Genomic DNA, 15,108 nt, shown 5'->3' with positions numbered 1-15,108 from the left:
CTGGTCACTCCTCTTCCGAGCCGCCGGCCGCCGCTTCCGGCCCGAAGGCGGCGGCGATCACCGGGGTCTTGCCGCGCAGGTGGGCCCGCATCAACCGGGCGAGCCGCGGACCCTGGCGACGGCGCAGCAAATCCAGCATGCGCTCGTGCTCGTCGACGGCTTTGGCCCATTGCGCGGGCGTCTTGTGGGCGGTGAAGCGCGCCCGGGCGATCCGGCCCGACAGGTTGGCGTAAAGCCCCGCCAGCACCGGGTTGCGCCCCGCCTCCATGATGGCTTCGTGGATGGCACGGTTGCGGGCGAAATAGGCCGATTCCTCGCCGGCCCGCCAATGCTCCACCATGGCGCGATGGTGCGCCGCGATGGCGTCGACTTCCGGCTCGGTGATGCGCGCGCAGGCGAGTTCCGCTGCCATGGCCTCGAGCCCGCCGATCACCAGCAGCATGTCGTCGATCTCGGCGGCCGACAGCACCGCCACGCGGGCGCCCCGGTTCGGCAGGAGCTCGAGCAACCCTTCCGTGGCCAGGATCTTGATGGCCTCGCGCAGGGGCGTGCGCGAGATGCCGAACCGCTCCGCGAGTTCGAGTTCGTTGACGCGGGAGCGCGGCGGAAGCTCGCCCGACAGGATGAGACCCCGCAGCCGGTCCGCCACCTCGTCGTGGATATAGCGCCGGTTGAGGTTCAGGTCCGCCACGATGCGCGTCACGCGCCCTCCTCCCACCGGCTTGTCGCGGCTCGCTTTATAATACAATATTCAATCTGCTCACAAGCTGCCGGCCCGCCGGCGCGAGGAGAACGCGACGGATGACCAGGCAGGCCGGGCGACACGCCCTTCAGATCCCGGGGCCCACCAACGTGCCGGCGGCCGTGCTGGACGCCATCGCGCGCCCCACCATCGACCATCGCGGGCCCGCTTCCCGGGCCTTGGCGCTCGACGTGCTGGGCGGCATCCGGACCGTGTTCAAGACGGCGTCCCCGGTGGTGATCTACCCCGCCTCGGGCACGGGCGCCTGGGAAGCCGCGCTGGTCAACACGCTGTCGCCCGGCGACCGGGTACTGATGGTCGAGACGGGCTGGTTCGCCTCGCTTTGGCGGCGCATGGCGGAGCGGCTCGGCTTCGTCGTCGAGAACCTGCCGGGCGACTGGCGCTCGCCCGTGCGGGCGGAAGCCGTCGCCGAGGCGCTGGCGGCCGATCGCCGTCACGGCATCAAGGCCGTGGCCATCGTCCACAACGAGACCTCGACCGGGGTCGCGTCGGACATTGCTGCGCTGCGCCGCACCATCGACGCCGCCCGCCACCCGGCGCTGCTGCTGGTGGACACCATCTCGTCCCTGGCCTCGATGGACTATCGCCACGACGAGTGGGGCGTCGACGTCACGGTCGGAGGCTCGCAGAAGGGGCTGATGCTGCCGCCGGGCCTCAGCTTCAACGCCCTCTCGCCCCGGGCGCTGGCCGCCTCCGAGACGTCGCGCAGCCCGCGCTCCTTCTGGGCCTGGGACGAGATGCTGGCGGCGAACCGCAACGGCTTCTTCCCCTACACGCCCTCGACCAACCTCCTGCAGGGCCTCAAGGCCGCGCTGGACCTCCTCGCCGACGAGGGCCTCGACGCCGTCTTCGCCCGCCACGCACGAGCCGCGGCGGCGACCCGGGCCTGCGTCGCCGCCTGGAGCCTCGACCTGCAGTGCCGCGTCCCGTCCGCCTGCTCGGCCTCGCTGACGGCGGTGCGGATGCCCGAGGGACACTCCGCCGACGCGCTGCGGGCCGAGGTCCTGGCCCGCTCCGACATGTCGCTCGGCAACGGGCTCGGCCCCCTGGCCGACCGGGTGTTCCGCATCGGCCACCTCGGCGACTTCAACGACCTCGCCGTGCTGGCGACGCTGTCGGGCGTCGAGATGGGACTCAGGGCTTCGGGCGTCCCGATCGGGGCCGGCGGCCTCGACGCCGCCATGGCGGTGCTGGGCGGAAACCGCGGGCCGGTGCCGGGGTGACGCCGGCCGCCGTCCGGTCCGAACCTCGCCCATCTAGCCGCCCCCGCGCCGGAACGTCGTGCCGGCGGCGGCGGGGAGGCGGGCCGAGTGGCCGAGGCCGACCAGCACGGCGAGGGCGAGGGCGTAGGGCAGCATCTGCACCACGTAGGAGCTGACCGGCAGCGAGAAGACCTGCACGCGCAGGGTCAGGGCGTCGGCGGCGGCGAAGAGCAGGCAGGCCGCGATGGTGGGCCAGGGCGTCCAGCGGCCCACGATGATGGCGGCGAGGGCGAGGTAGCCGCGCCCGGCCGTCATGTTGTCGGTGAAGGTGCCGACCTGCCCCAGCACCAGGACGGCGCCGCCGATCCCTGCGACAGCTCCGCAGGCCACGACGGCGCGGAAGCGGATCGCCAGCGGGTCGCCGCCGACCGCGAAGACCGCCAGCGGGTTCTCGCCCGCCGCCCGCAGCGTCAGCCCCCAGCGGCTGCGGGAGAGGAACAGCGTCAGGGGCAGCGGGACCAGCGCCGCCATATAGGTGAGCCAGGGCTGATCGAAGAGCAGCGGCCCCAGGCCGGGCAGGTCGGCGAGCAGCGGGATCCGCACCGGCCCGAGGAGGTCGATGTGGATGCGGGGCGAGGCGCCGTGGCCGAGCAGAACCCGCACCAGGAAGTTCGTCAGACCGATGGCGAGGATGTTGGCGGCGATGCCCGTCACCATGTTGTCGGCGCCATGGCGCACCGTCACGGTGGCGATCACCGCCCCCATGGCGCCGCCGCAGAGCGCCGCCCCGAGGATGCCGGCGGCGGGGCCGAGCAGCACGGCACCCACCGCCGCCCCGCAGGCCCCCGACAGCATCATGCCCTCGAGCCCGACGGCGAAGACGCCGGCCCGTTCGGAGAGGATGCCGCCCATGGCGGCAAAGGCGAGGGGCGTCGCGATGCGGATCGTCGCTGCCAGCAGGTCGAGGAGGTGGGCCCAATCCATCGTCACACCCTCGCCTGGCGGGCGCCCGAGGCCGTCCCGGCCAGCACCGTCAGCATCACCAGCCCCTCGATGACCCCGACCAGCGCCGACGGGACCCCGACCTGCCGCTGCATCGCCGCCATGCCGGTCTCGAGGAAGCCGAAGAAGACGCTCGCCGGGATCAGCAGCAGCGGGTCGAGCCCGCCCAGCAGCGCGATGGCGACCGAGATGAAGCCGAAGCCGGTCGAATAGCCCTCGATCAGGCGGTACTGGACGCCCATCACCTGCACGGCGCCGGCGAGGCCCGCCGTCGCGCCGCCGAGGCACATGACGCCGAAGACCACGCCCGGCACCGAGAAACCCGCATAGGCGGCGGCACGGCGGCTGGCGCCCGTGGCCCGGATGGCGAAGCCGAAGGTGGTCCGCCAGAGCAGCAAGGCGGCGAGCAGCGCCACCGCCAGGGCGATGAAAACGCCGACGTTGAGGCTGGTCGGTGGCATGAGCCGCGTCAGCCACACGGCGCGGGGCAGCAACGGCGACTGGGGAAAACCCGCCCCGACCTCCCCCAGGCCCTCGCGCAGGGTTTCGCCCACCATCAGCAGGGCGATGAAGTTCATCAGCAGCGTGATCAGCACCTCGTGGACGCGCCGGGTGAGATGGAGCACCGCCGCGAGGGCGGCCCAGGCGAGCCCCCCGAGCGCCCCGGCGGCGAGCGCCGCCGCCGTGGCGGCGAACGGGTCGGCGATGGGCCAGGCAAGGGCTGCGGCGGTGGCGGCGAGGCCGCCGAGCGCGATCTGCCCCTCGCCGCCGATGTTGATGACGCCCGCCCGGAAGCAGAGCGCCACGCCGGTCGAGCAGAGCAGGTAGGGGGTCGCCTTGGTGAGGGCGGTGGCGACCTGGCCGGGCGAGCCGAAGGCACCGGACAGCGCCGCCCCGAAGGCCGTGAGGGGATTGGCGCCCGCGATCGCGATGAGCGCCGCCGCGATCGCGAAGGCGAGGCCGAGGCCGGCGAGCGGGCGCCAGGAGCCGGGCCGCAGCAGGGCGAGGCGCGCGCGCGGGGTCTGGGTGGCATCCGTCATGCCGTCACCTCACCGCCGGGGTGTCCCGCCATCATCAGGCCGATCTCGCGCAGGTCGACGGCCTCCCGCGGCACGATGGCCACCATGCGGCCTCCACAGAGCACCCCGATGCGGTCGCCGAGCGCCAGCACTTCGTCGAGTTCGGAGGCCACGTAGAGCACGGCATGGCCGGCGTTGCGCATCGCCATGACCTGCTCCTGGACGAAGCGGGCCGCGCCGGGATCGAGGCCCCAGGTCGCCTGGAACGCCACCAGCACGCGGGGGCGGCGGTCCATCTCCCGGGCGATGACGATCTTCTGCTGGTTGCCGCCGGACAGGTCGCGGGCCGCCGCGGCCGGCCCGGCGGTGCGGATGGCGAAGTCGCGGATGCGGCGGCGCGCCTCCTGGTCCATGCCGCCCCGCCGGAGCCAGGACAGGCGCGAGTGGGGGGCACGCCCGATGTCGCGCAGGGCGAGGTTCTCGGCGATGCTCATGCCTTGGACGAGGCTCGTCATGCCGCGATCGGCCGGGATATAGGCGAGACCCGCCCGCACCCGGGCGGCGACGCTCGCCCCCGTCACGTCCCGTCCGAGCAGCGCGATGCTCCCGGCCTCCGGCCGGCGCAGGCCCGCGACGGCCTCGACGAGGGCGGACTGCCCGTTGCCGTCGATCCCCGCCACGGCCAGCACTTCGCCCGGAGCGAGGTCGAAGGAGACATCGTCCAGCGCGTCCCCGGCGGAGCCCGCGACCGTGAGGCCGACGACGGACAGCAGCGGCGCCCCGCCCCGCCCCGTGGCGATGCGGGGCAGCGCCGCCGTGACGTCGCGCTCCACCATCATGCGGGCAAGGTCGCCGGCACTCGCATCCCGGGTCGGGCGGCGCCCGCTCACCGTCCCGTCCCGCAGCACGACGACGGCGTCGGTGATCTCGAGGATCTCGTGCAGCTTGTGGGTGATCAGCACCACGCCCTTGCCCTGCGCCTTGAGTTGGCGGAGGACGCCGAAGAGGCCCGCGACCTCGCCGGGCGTGAGGTTGGAGGTCGGCTCGTCGAGGATCAGCAGGTCGACGCCCCGCATCAGGGCCTTCAGGATCTCGACGCGCTGCCGGCGGCCGAGCGACAGGTCGCCGACCCGGGCCTCCGGGTCGATGTCGAGCCCGAAGCGGGCGCTGGTGTCCCGCACCGCCGTCGCCATGGCGCCGCGCTTCAGCCAGCGCCCGGCCGCATCCCAGCCCAGCATGACGTTTTCCGCCACCGTCATGGCCTCCACCAGCATGAAATGCTGGTGGATCATGCCGATGCCGGCCGCGAGCGCCGCCCTCGGGTCGTGACCCGACAGCTCCCGCCCCTTGTAGACGATGCCGCCCGCGTCCGGCTTCACCATGCCGAACAGCACCTTCATGAGGGTGCTCTTGCCCGAGCCGTTTTCGCCGAGCAGGCCGACGATCTGGCCGGCCTCGACGTCGAGGTCGATGCCGGCATTGGCGCGCACGGCGCCGTAGCTCTTGGCGATGCCGCGCATCTCGAGGATGCGGGTCGGCCGGGCAGCGGCGGGGCTGGCTTCGTGCACGGCGGCGTTACCGGCCGCCCTTGGCGTCGTCCGGCGTCGGCGCGATCTTGAGGGCGCCGGAGGCGAACTTCGCGCCCATGCCGTCGACCTCGGCCGCCACGGCGGCGGGAACCACGGGGTTGAACTTCGCGCCCTTGTCGTAGGCCAGCGTCGCCCCCACGGTCTGGTCCGCCGTGTTGTAGCCGTAGCGCACGAAACCCGAGACGAGGTGGCCGGCTTTCGCCTGCGCGGCCGTCTTGGCGTACATCTGGTCCCAGAACTCCAGCACGTTGGTGAGCACCGCCTTGGGCGCGGTCTCGACGCTCGATGGATCGCGGCCCGTGACGTAGACGCCCTTGTCCTTGGCGGCCTGCACGAGGCCGTTCTGGGCGGCGTTGAGCTTGCCGGTCAGCACGTCGGCGCCGTCGGCGATGAGCGAGAGGGCGGCCTCCTTGGCGGCGGCGGCATCCTCCATGTCCTTGACGTAGACGATCGTGACCTGGATGGCCGGGTTGGCGGTCTTGGCGCAGAGGCGGAACCCGCCCGCCTGGGCGACGATGTTGGGCAGGCCCTCGAGCCCGTAGACGCCGCCGACCTTGCCGCTCTTCGACATGCGCGCCGCCAGCACGCCGAGCTGGCAACCGAAGGCGGCATTGTCGTAGTCGATCGACGCCACGTTGGGGCTCTGGCCCGCAGCGCCACCGCCCACGATGAATTGCACCTTCGGGTAGTCGGGCCCGACGCGCTGGGCCGCCGACAGGAAGCGGCCGGAATGCCCGAGGACGACGGAATAGCCGTGCTGGGCATAGTCCTCCATGGCGGTGGCGTCGTCGGAATCGGGCGTGTTCTCGGTGTAGGCGACGTCGAAGCCGAGCGCCTTGATGGCCATCAGCCCCGAATAGCCGATCGCGTTCCAGCTCTGGTCGTTGATGCTGCCGGGCAGCAGCATGGCGGCTTTGGGCGCATCGGCGGCCGCGGCATTGCCCGCGAGCGCGCAGGCCGATGCCGCCACAATCATCAGGCTCCGCGCCGTCGAAGGACATGGTGAATACATAATAATGTTCTCTCGCGCTTCTGGGCCGCCACGACGCGACGGGCAGCAATCGGCATGCCAGCCTGTGCCGCGCGGAAGCCCGTCAGCGCCGGGCGAGGTGTCGTTCGAGGCCGACATCGACCTCATCGAGGCGGCGCAGGGCCTCGCGCAGCGCCGGCGCGGCGGCGTCGCTTGTCCGCCGCAGCCCGTCGAAGTCCCGCCGGAAGGCCGGCATGATGTCGGCGAGCTCGGCGCGGAACGCGGCCTCGTCCACGGTGGTCAGGCGGCGGTCGCGTACCACGACGCGCCCGCCGACCAGGACGGTGTCGATCCCGGAGCCGGTTTCGCTGAACACGAGCTGCCGCACGGCACTGTTGAGGGGCGTGAAGGCGAGGCCCGAAAGGTCGACGAGGCTGAGGTCGGCCTTGCGTCCCGGGGCCACCGCGCCGAGCGCCTCGCCGAGCCCGACGGCCCGCGCCCCGCCCAGCGTCGCGGCCTCGAGCGCATGCACGGCGTGGACACCGGTCGGTTCGGGATCGGCGACGCCGGCGAGCAGGCAGAACATCTTCATGCCCTGGAACATGTTCTGGCAGTCGCCGCAGGAGCAGTTGTCGCAGCCGATCCCGAGATTCACGCCCTCCGACCGGAGCGCCCGGATGGGGGCGACGCCGCTCTTCAGCTTCATGTTGCTGAGGGGGTTGTGGGCCAGGCTCGCCCCCGATGCCGCGATGGCGGCGATCTCGTCGGGCGCGATCCACACGCCGTGGGCCATGGTGGTGCGGGGACCCAGGATCCCCACCTCCGCCATGTGGCGGATCATGGATCCACCCTGCGGGCCGTAGACCCGGCGCGCCTTGGCGACCTGGGCGCGCGTCTCGTAGACGTGGGTGAAGATCGGCAGCCCATGCCGTTCGGACAGCGTCGCCACGCCCTCCAGCAAGGCGTTCGACGAGCGCTGCGGCCCGGACGCGCTCACGCCCCAGTGCCACAGGCCCGCGGCGGGCCGGCGGCGGATCTGACTTTCGGCGAAGGCGAGGTCCTCGGCGGCGTCCCGCGGCGCACCCGTCACGGCCCGGCGGACCGCCTCGTCGTGGATCTCGGGCAGGAAAGGCGCGATGTCGAGGTCGCCGAGGTCGCGAAGCGCCAGTGCGAAAACCACCCGGATGCCGACCTCGGCATAGGCGTCGGCGATGACGTCCAGCGTATCCTCGTCCTGCGGCACCAGCGTGCACATGTCCTGCACGGTGGTGATGCCGGCCTTCAAGCATTCCATGGCGCCGAGCAGCGTGCGGAGCCGCAGTTCCTCGCGCGACCGCCGCCCGTAGAAGGCCGGCTGCGTCTGCAAGGCCCAGAGGTCGAAGGGCGCATCCTCGATCAGTCCCTTCGCCAGGGTGTCGTAGGAATGGTAGTGGGCATTGACGAAGCCCGGCACGACGAGCCGGTCGCGCGCGTCGATCACCTCGGCGCGGCCCTGCGTCGCCATGGCGGCGACGCGCCGCTTCGCGTCCCCGTCCTCGTCGGGCGCCGACACCGACAGGATCGTGTCGCCCTCGATCACCACATCGCGCAAGGCGGGACGATCGGTGTCGCCCGCCGGGTCGTAGACGCGGCCGCCGCGGATCAGGATCATGCGGGTCTCCGAGGGTTCGCTCATGCGGCGAGCAGGCGCTCGGCGTCGCCCGCCAGCGCCAGGACGCGGCGGTCGGCGAAGCGGGGGCCGGCGATCTGCAGGCCGATCGGCAGGCCCCGGCGATCGACGCCGCAGGGGATCGAGATGGCCGAGGCGAGGGCGTGGTTGAGGAAGGGCGTGAAGACCGCGTGGGCCCGGTCGTCGACCGGGCGTCCGTCGATCTCGGCGGGCCCGAGCCTGTCGTGCCGCCAGGCCACGCAGGGCGTGGTGGGGCCGACGACGAGATCGTGGCGCGCGAAGAAAAGGTCGGCGGCCCGGGCGACCGCCGCCGCCATGGCGCGCGCCGCCGCGACGTCGGCGGCGGGCTGGGCGAGGCCCCGGCCGATCTGGTCGGCGATGTAGGGGTCGAACAGCGCGGGGTCGCGGCGCCAGGCTTCGCCGTGGAGCCGCGCGACGCCATCCCACTGCAGCGGCATGAGGGCGCGTTCCGAAGCGCCGTCGGGCCAATCGGGTTCGGCGTCGACGACGGTGTATCCCGCCTCGGCGAGGCGGGCGGCGGCCCCGGCGACCGCGGCGGCCACGTCGGCGTCGACCGGAACGTCGAGCCCGAGACGGGGCGCGAAGGCGATCCTCGGCGCGCCGGCGTCCCTCATCGCCGGCAAGGCCACCGACAGCGGATCGGCCGGGTCGCCGCCGAGCAGGGCGGCGAACAGCGCCGCGACGTCGGCGACGGAGCGGGCCATCGGGGCGAGGACCGAGGTCAGCGAGCCGCCGCCCGGAAAGCCGGGCCCGTTGGCCAGGATGCCGCCCGAAGGCTTGAACCCGACCACGCCCGCATGGGCGGCGGGGCGGCGCGCCGAGCCGCCACCATCGGTGCCCAGCGCCAGCGGCACGAGATCAGCCCCGAGCGCCGAGGCGCAGCCGCCGCTGGAGCCTCCGGGGGTCAGCTCCGGGTCGAGCGGATGGCGTGTCGTGCCGTGCAAGGGGTTGGAGGTCACGCCCTTGCAGCCGAACTCCGACATGTTGGCCATGCCGACCACGACCGCGCCGGCGGCCCGCAGCCGCGCGACCGCGACATTGTCCCGGGGCGCGACGAAATCGGCGAAGAGCCGCGAACCCTGGGTGACGCGCCAGCCCGCGACCCAGACGGCATCCTTCACCACGACCGGCACGCCCGCGAGGGCGGGGCGTTCGCCGGCGGCGAGGCGGCGCTCGACCGCCGCGGCCTGGCGGAGGCTGTCGTCCGGGTCGACCGTCACGACGGCATTGATGGCGGAGTCGCGGGCCGCGATCCGCTCGAGGGCTTCGGCGACGACGTCGGAGACCCGTCGGCGGCCCCGGCAGACCGCGTCGGCGACCGCGAGGGCGGAGCCGGGTGCGAGGCTCATGCGAAGAGGTCCTGGCGGCGGTCGTCGTAGTAGCGCAGCCTGCGCCGGACCTCCGGAATGGCGGCGGCGTCGAGGTCGGCGAGGAGGATGCCGGGCCCTTCCTGGCGCGGGCGCAACGCCAGCACAGCCCCGTCGGCGCCGATGGCGGCCGAATAGCCGTAGTTGTCGACGATGCCCCCACCCACGTATTCGTCGCCGACCTTGTTGGCGCAGAGCACGGCGAGCCCGTTCTCGCGGGCGTGGGTGCGCATCTCGCCGACGAAGAAGTCCATGTCGTCGCCCCCGCTGCCCGCCACCGGCACGATGACGAGATCGGCCCCGAGGCGGCGCAGCGCCCGCCAGGCTTCGGGGAAGCGGCGGTCGTAGCAGACGAGCACGCCGATGCGCAGCCCGCAGGCCTCGACGACGTGCAGGGCATCGCCGGCCGCGAAATGCGCCCGCTCGTCGAAGCCCGGCGGGGGGTCGTCGCCGACCGGCAGGTGAAGCTTGCGCGCGACGGGGCCCCGACGCAGCGCCACCCCGTCCGGCCCGAACCCCAGGACGGCATTGTGGTAACGGCCTGTGGCGGCGTCGCGCTCGTAGAAGGGCAGGAAGACGGCCGTGCCGGTTTCGGCCGCGAGGGCCGAGAACCGGTGGGCCAGCGGCCCGTCGGCGGCCTCGGCCCAGGCCCGGTAGGGCCCCGGGGCGTCGCCGCAGAAGTAGGGCAGCGTCGCCATCTCGGGCAGGGCCACGATGCGGGCGCCGCGGCGCGCGGCATCGCGGACCGCCGCCTCGGCGACCCCGACGTTGGCGGCGAGGTCCATCGTGCAGCCCGGCAGCTGGGCGGCGGCGATCGCGAGGCTCACGCCACGCGCTCCTGCTCGGCGAAGGCGCGGTCGACCTCGTCGCGCAGCAGGTCGGTCAGGTGGTCGGACAGGGCGTGGAACGCGGGGCTGCGAGGGTCGCGCGGGCGCGGCAGGTCGACGGGCACGATGCTCTTGATGCGGCCCGGCCGCGCCGTGAAAACCACGACCCGGTCCGCCAGCCCCACGGCCTCGTCGATGTGATGGGTCACGAAGAGCATCGAGGCGCCGCTCTCGCGCCACACCTCGATGAGGAAATCCTGCATCTTGGAGCGGGTCTGGACGTCGAGCGCCGCGAAGGGCTCGTCGAGCAGCAGCACCTCGGGCCGCAGCGCCAGGGCGCGTGCCATGGCGGCCCGCTGGCGCATGCCTCCGGAAAGCTGGTCGGGACGTTTGTCGGCCGCATCGGCGAGGCCGACCTTGCGCAGGAGATCGGCCGCAAGGCTGCGCCGCTCGTCGGTTCCCATGCCGCGCAGCTTCAACCCGAAGGTGACGTTCTCACCGACCGACATCCAGGGAAACAGCGAAGACTCCTGGAAGATCAGCCCGCGGTCGGTACCCGGCCCGGTCACCTCGGCGCCCCCGCTCGAGATGGTGCCGCTCGTCAGCTGCTCGAGCCCCGCGATGAGGTAGAGGAGCGTGCTCTTGCCACAGCCGCTCGGGCCGAGAAAGACCACGAACTCGCGCCGGTCGACCAAGAGGTCGATGCCGTCGAGTGCCGTGACGGTGCCTCCCGCCGTCTCCCATCGCTTGCCGACGCCGCGGCAGGCGATGAGCGGGGGCTTGGCGGACAGCGGGCGGTCCATCAGAGCCGCCCCACGGCGCTCGGCGGCACCCAGAACAATACCCGGTTCTGGATTTGACGCAGCGCGACGTCGAACAGGAAGCCCACGAGGCCGATCAGCGTCATGGTGAAGAACGAGAGGCTGGAGTTGAAGGTGTTGCGGGCCAGCATGACGATCTGGCCGAGCCCGCTACCGACGCCCGTCGCCTCCGCCACCAGTACCACCATCCAGGCGCCGAAGAGGTTCATGCGCAGCGTCATGAACAGCGACGGCAGGATGGCCGGGATGATGACGTGGAGGAAGAGCTGACGGCGGCTCGCCCCCATGATGGCGCCCACGTTGAGGTAGGTCCGGCTCACGGCATCGATCTGGCTGATCGTCGACAGCGTCATGACGAAGAACAGAGAGATGAAGACCATGAAGATCGCCGGCGGGTTGCCGATGCCGAAGATGAAGATGGCGACGGGCAGCCAGGCGATGGGCGAGATCGGCGCCAGCAGCGTGATGGTGGGCAGGGTGATGTTGCCGAACGGCTTGAAGTAGCGGATCAGCAGGCCCATGCCGACGCTGCAGGTGAAGCCGAGCGCGAGCCCGGCGATGACGCGCAGGCTCGACGCCACGATGGTGGTCAGCAGCGCCAGATAAGCGCTGTCCGTCGACACTTCGCCGATGACGTCGCTCGACGAGAAGGCCTGCGCCTGGTCCGAGAAGTGCGCCAGGAAGATGTGCGGCGGGGGCAGCAGCAGCGGGTCGGCCCAGCCGACCGCCCAGGCCGCCTCCCACAGGCCGGCGAAGCACCCGATGGAGAGCACCCACCAGAAGGCGACGGCGACGCCCCTGACCGAGCGCACGCGCCGCACGGTCGTCGAGGCGACGGCGGGCAGCGCGCCCGCCGACAGGGGGAGCGCCTTCATGCGGACTTCAGCTTCAGCTGGCCGTAGAGGTCGGGGTTCTCGGCGATCACCTCGTTGAGCATGGACCAGTCGAAGATGTCGGCGCTCGGCAGCGCCTTGATGTAGCGCAGGTCCTTGAGGTTCTGGGCGCGGCCGAGAATGAACTCCTGGTTCTTGCGCTGGTCGACCATGCCGGGCTGCTTGGTGGAGGCGTCGAGCGCCGCGTCGAAGGTGGTCTTGAAGTATTTGGGGGTGGTCAGCTTGATCGCCGCCTCCCGGTCGGTCTCCTCGAAGTGCTGGCCCATCATCATGGCCTTGATGAGCGCCTTCACGGCCGGGCGATTCTCCTGGATGAGCTTCGAGCGCACCGCCAGGACGCAGTCGGTGTAGAGCGGGCCGTAGACATCGGTGCCGTCCGACAGCTTGACGGCGCCGTTGCGCGAGGCCAGCGCCTGCGACGCATAGGGCTCGATGTGGCACATGGCGTCGATGTTGCCGCCGATGAAGGCCTGCGCCAGTTCCGGCGAGGTGCCGAAGTAGCGGACCTTCACGTCGGCGAAGCTCATGCCGGCCTTCTTGAGGTAGTCGAGCGGCAGCATCTCCAGCGTGTCGGCCTGGAAGGTGCCGATCGTCTTGCCCCTGAGGTCCTGGGCCGAGGCGATGCCGGGCTGGGCCACGATCACGCAGCCCTGGACGCCGGAGCCCGACACGATCTTCACCGGCGCGCCGGCGTCGTAGAGCGTCATGAAGTTGGTGTAGGGCACGACGGAGACGTCGACCACGCCGGCGCCGAACAGGGCCGCGATGTCGGCGTTGGTCGGCGTGGTGACGAAGTCGAGCGCGAGGCCGTCGGCCTTCCCGAAGTCCTTCTCCTTGACCATGAAGAACGGGCAGTTGCACAGGCCCGTCCCGTGGGTGGCCTTGAGCGTGGTGAGCGTCGCGGCTTCGGCCGGGCTGGAACACAGGAACTGGCTCGCCGCGAGGCTGCCGCCCACGCAGGCCGCGCGGGCCAGCAGGGTGCGGCGGTCGATGCCGGCGCTCGCGAAGACGCCGGGCGCGGGAGGCTTCAGGTCAATGGACATGCGAGATCCTTTCGGGAGCGGAGGCCCGGTCCGCGCGGCGCAGCGCGGCGGCGAGGCAGGTGAGGTCAATGAGCCCGGGCGGCGGAGAACCGTCCGCACGGCCGGCGAGGCGCCGGACAGTGGGCCAGCGGCCGAATACGGCCGCCTCGAGGCCGCCGAGGTCGACCCGAGGCGGCTGGCCGGCGAGGCCCGCCCGCAGTTCGGCGGGCGAGAAGGTCGGGAAGCGGTGGGCCACGGCGGCGAGTGCCCCGTCGGGGTCCCGGGCGATCAGGGCTTCGGCATCGAGCATGGCGGCGATGACGGCCGTGACGGCTTCGGGGCGGGCCGCGACGGTGCTGCGCCGCCCGACCAGCACCGTATCGGGGTAGTCCCGCCCCCACAGGTCGGTGCCGTCGCTGAGGAGCGCGAAACCCTGACCGAGGAGCCGGCCGATCCAGGGCTCGACCGTGGTGACGGCAGCAAGGGTGCCGGCCACCAGCGCGCCCGCCGCCTCGGCGAGCGAGGACAGGAACCGGACCTCGACCCGATCCGCCAGGCCGTATCGCGCGACGGCGTCGGCGAGCAGGACCTGCATGGGGTCGTCGGCGAAGGTGCCGACCGGACCCGACAGGCCGTCGAGCGCGGTGCCGGGCCGCCCCACGATCGCCATGCCGCGCAACCCGCTCCCCGCCACGATCACCAGGGGGTCGGCGTCGTCGGCATCGGCCAGCGGCTGGGTGAAGCCCGTCGTCCCGAGATCCGCCGTGCCGTCGCGAAGCCGCGACGCCGTCGACCCGAAGCCCGCCAGCGGGGGCGCCGTCACGTCGACGCCCCGGGCCGCCACGAGCCCCGCGTCGAGCGCGAGGAAGAGCGGGAGGTTCGAGAGGGCGCCGCCATGGGTGAGGATCAAGGCTGCTGTTCCGCGTGAGGGACCGACACCGCGGGCCCGCAGCGCGGCCCCACATTGCATGCCGTTTCGCAAAGCCCATGCCAAACGCCCGTGCCACGCGCTGCCCGGCGCTGGACAAGCCGGGTGAAGCTCTGGCACGCCTCGCGGCAGCAGAATGTTGACGAAGCGGCTTTCAGATCGTGCACAAAATCGAACTTGGATTGTTAACAATCTGGGCGGAACGCCCAAGCGGAGGGCGCCGTGCCGGACGGCTCTGAGGCGGCGCGCGAGGCCGCGGCCGGGGCCGTGAAGCAGCGCATCTTCGCGGCGACGCGCGAGGCCATCGTGGGTCGGCGGCTGCCGCCCGGCACCAAGCTGACCGAGGACGTCATCGCCGACACGTTCGGGTGCGGGCGCGGCCCCGTCCGCTGGGCCCTGGCGCGGCTCGGCGACGAGGGCCTCGTGACGCTGGTGCCCCACCGCGGTGCCTTCGTGGCCCAGCCGCCGCTCGACGAAGCCAAGCACCTGTTCGGCGCCCGCCGCATGCTGGAGGGCGGGATCGTGCGCTGCCTCTGCGGCACCAGGCGCGAAGGCGGCCTCGCCCCGCTCGTCGCCTGCGCCGATGCCGAGGACCGGGCTCATCGGGAGGGGGACGAGACGGCGGCCCTGCGCCTCTCGGGCGACTTCCACCTGATCATGGCGGACCTCACCGGCAATCCCATCGTGGCCGCCATGCTGCGCGAACTCGTATCCCGCACCATCCTGGCCATCTCGGTCCACCAGCGTCCGGGCTCGTCGGGCTGCCGGACCCACGAGCACCGGCGCCTGATCGACCTCATGGCGGCGGGCGATGCCGAGGGCGCCGCACGGGAGATGGAGGCGCATCTCGGGGCGCTGGAACAGGGCCTCGACCTGTCGCCGCAGCCACGCGGCGGCATCAGCCTCCGGGCCGTCCTGCAGGCCGTCGTGGCACCGGCCGGGGCCTGACGCCCCCGGTCGTTCCGCTGCGGTACGCGGTTTGCAAAACCCCGGCGACCGGGGCCGCCGCGCGGCG

At 72.5% G+C, this 15,108-nt stretch carries 14 protein-coding genes; 2 read left to right on the top strand and 12 right to left on the bottom strand.

What is annotated here, in order from left to right; all coding sequences use genetic code 11:
• Positions 1 to 4 precede the first annotated feature (4 nt).
• Positions 5 to 703, bottom strand: a complete 699-nt coding sequence (locus D3272_RS05455; RefSeq protein WP_129218128.1) for a GntR family transcriptional regulator — start codon at positions 701 to 703, stop codon at positions 5 to 7.
• A 98-nt stretch (positions 704 to 801) separates the two neighbouring features.
• Here D3272_RS05455 and D3272_RS05450 point away from each other — a divergent pair, with 98 nt between their 5' ends.
• Positions 802 to 1,986: a pyridoxal-phosphate-dependent aminotransferase family protein gene (locus D3272_RS05450; protein ID WP_129218127.1), complete on the top strand. Its 1,185-nt coding sequence runs from the start codon at positions 802 to 804 to the stop codon at positions 1,984 to 1,986.
• A 33-nt stretch (positions 1,987 to 2,019) separates the two neighbouring features.
• Here the strand turns inward: D3272_RS05450 and D3272_RS05445 are convergent, their stop codons facing one another.
• The 11 genes from D3272_RS05445 to D3272_RS05395 all read right to left on the bottom strand — a co-directional run bounded on the left by D3272_RS05445 (position 2,020) and on the right by D3272_RS05395 (position 14,075).
• Complete coding sequence (locus D3272_RS05445) at positions 2,020 to 2,949, bottom strand: ABC transporter permease (RefSeq protein ID WP_129218126.1); 930 nt, start codon at positions 2,947 to 2,949, stop codon at positions 2,020 to 2,022.
• A 2-nt stretch (positions 2,950 to 2,951) separates the two neighbouring features.
• Positions 2,952 to 4,007 (bottom strand): ABC transporter permease, encoded by a 1,056-nt coding sequence (locus tag D3272_RS05440; RefSeq protein WP_129218125.1) that lies wholly within the window; start codon positions 4,005 to 4,007, stop codon positions 2,952 to 2,954.
• On the bottom strand, positions 4,004 to 5,554 hold the full coding sequence (locus D3272_RS05435) for an ABC transporter ATP-binding protein (protein WP_129218124.1): 1,551 nt from the start codon (positions 5,552 to 5,554) through the stop codon (positions 4,004 to 4,006). Before D3272_RS05435 ends, D3272_RS05440 begins: the two co-directional genes overlap by 4 nt.
• A 7-nt stretch (positions 5,555 to 5,561) precedes the next feature.
• Positions 5,562 to 6,551, bottom strand: coding sequence for a BMP family protein (locus D3272_RS05430; RefSeq protein ID WP_165361231.1), 990 nt, complete (start codon positions 6,549 to 6,551; stop codon positions 5,562 to 5,564).
• A gap of 118 nt (positions 6,552 to 6,669) precedes the next feature.
• On the bottom strand, positions 6,670 to 8,196 hold the full coding sequence (locus D3272_RS05425) for an amidohydrolase family protein (RefSeq protein WP_165361230.1): 1,527 nt from the start codon (positions 8,194 to 8,196) through the stop codon (positions 6,670 to 6,672).
• A 20-nt stretch (positions 8,197 to 8,216) separates the two neighbouring features.
• Complete coding sequence (locus D3272_RS05420; RefSeq protein ID WP_129218121.1) at positions 8,217 to 9,584, bottom strand: amidase; 1,368 nt, start codon at positions 9,582 to 9,584, stop codon at positions 8,217 to 8,219.
• A complete protein-coding gene (locus tag D3272_RS05415) occupies positions 9,581 to 10,429 on the bottom strand; it encodes a carbon-nitrogen hydrolase family protein (protein WP_129218120.1) in 849 nt (282 codons plus the stop codon). The genes D3272_RS05420 and D3272_RS05415 overlap by 4 nt, the downstream gene beginning before the upstream one ends.
• Positions 10,426 to 11,232, bottom strand: coding sequence for an ABC transporter ATP-binding protein (locus D3272_RS05410; RefSeq protein WP_129218119.1), 807 nt, complete (start codon positions 11,230 to 11,232; stop codon positions 10,426 to 10,428). The genes D3272_RS05415 and D3272_RS05410 overlap by 4 nt, the downstream gene beginning before the upstream one ends.
• A complete protein-coding gene (locus tag D3272_RS05405) occupies positions 11,232 to 12,125 on the bottom strand; it encodes an ABC transporter permease (RefSeq protein ID WP_129218118.1) in 894 nt (297 codons plus the stop codon). The genes D3272_RS05410 and D3272_RS05405 overlap by 1 nt, the downstream gene beginning before the upstream one ends.
• The gene (locus D3272_RS05400; protein WP_129218117.1) at positions 12,122 to 13,186 is read right to left on the bottom strand and encodes an ABC transporter substrate-binding protein; all 1,065 of its coding nucleotides are present in this window, start codon (positions 13,184 to 13,186) and stop codon (positions 12,122 to 12,124) included. The genes D3272_RS05405 and D3272_RS05400 overlap by 4 nt, the downstream gene beginning before the upstream one ends.
• Entirely contained in the window at positions 13,176 to 14,075 is a 900-nt protein-coding gene (locus D3272_RS05395) for an ABC transporter substrate-binding protein (RefSeq protein ID WP_165361229.1), read from the bottom strand. The genes D3272_RS05400 and D3272_RS05395 overlap by 11 nt, the downstream gene beginning before the upstream one ends.
• Before the next feature lie 240 nt (positions 14,076 to 14,315).
• On the opposite strand from D3272_RS05395, the gene D3272_RS05390 reads away from it, so the two are divergent.
• The gene (locus tag D3272_RS05390) at positions 14,316 to 15,041 is read left to right on the top strand and encodes a GntR family transcriptional regulator (RefSeq protein ID WP_129218115.1); all 726 of its coding nucleotides are present in this window, start codon (positions 14,316 to 14,318) and stop codon (positions 15,039 to 15,041) included.
• The last annotated feature ends 67 nt before the right edge of the window (positions 15,042 to 15,108 follow it).

The sequence above is a fragment of the Lichenibacterium ramalinae genome, from assembly GCF_004137085.1.
GTDB classification, from domain to species: Bacteria; Pseudomonadota; Alphaproteobacteria; order Rhizobiales; family Beijerinckiaceae; genus Lichenihabitans; species Lichenihabitans ramalinae.
Note: the sequence above shows the minus strand (reverse complement) of the source record. Positions and strands in the feature narration are given on the sequence as shown.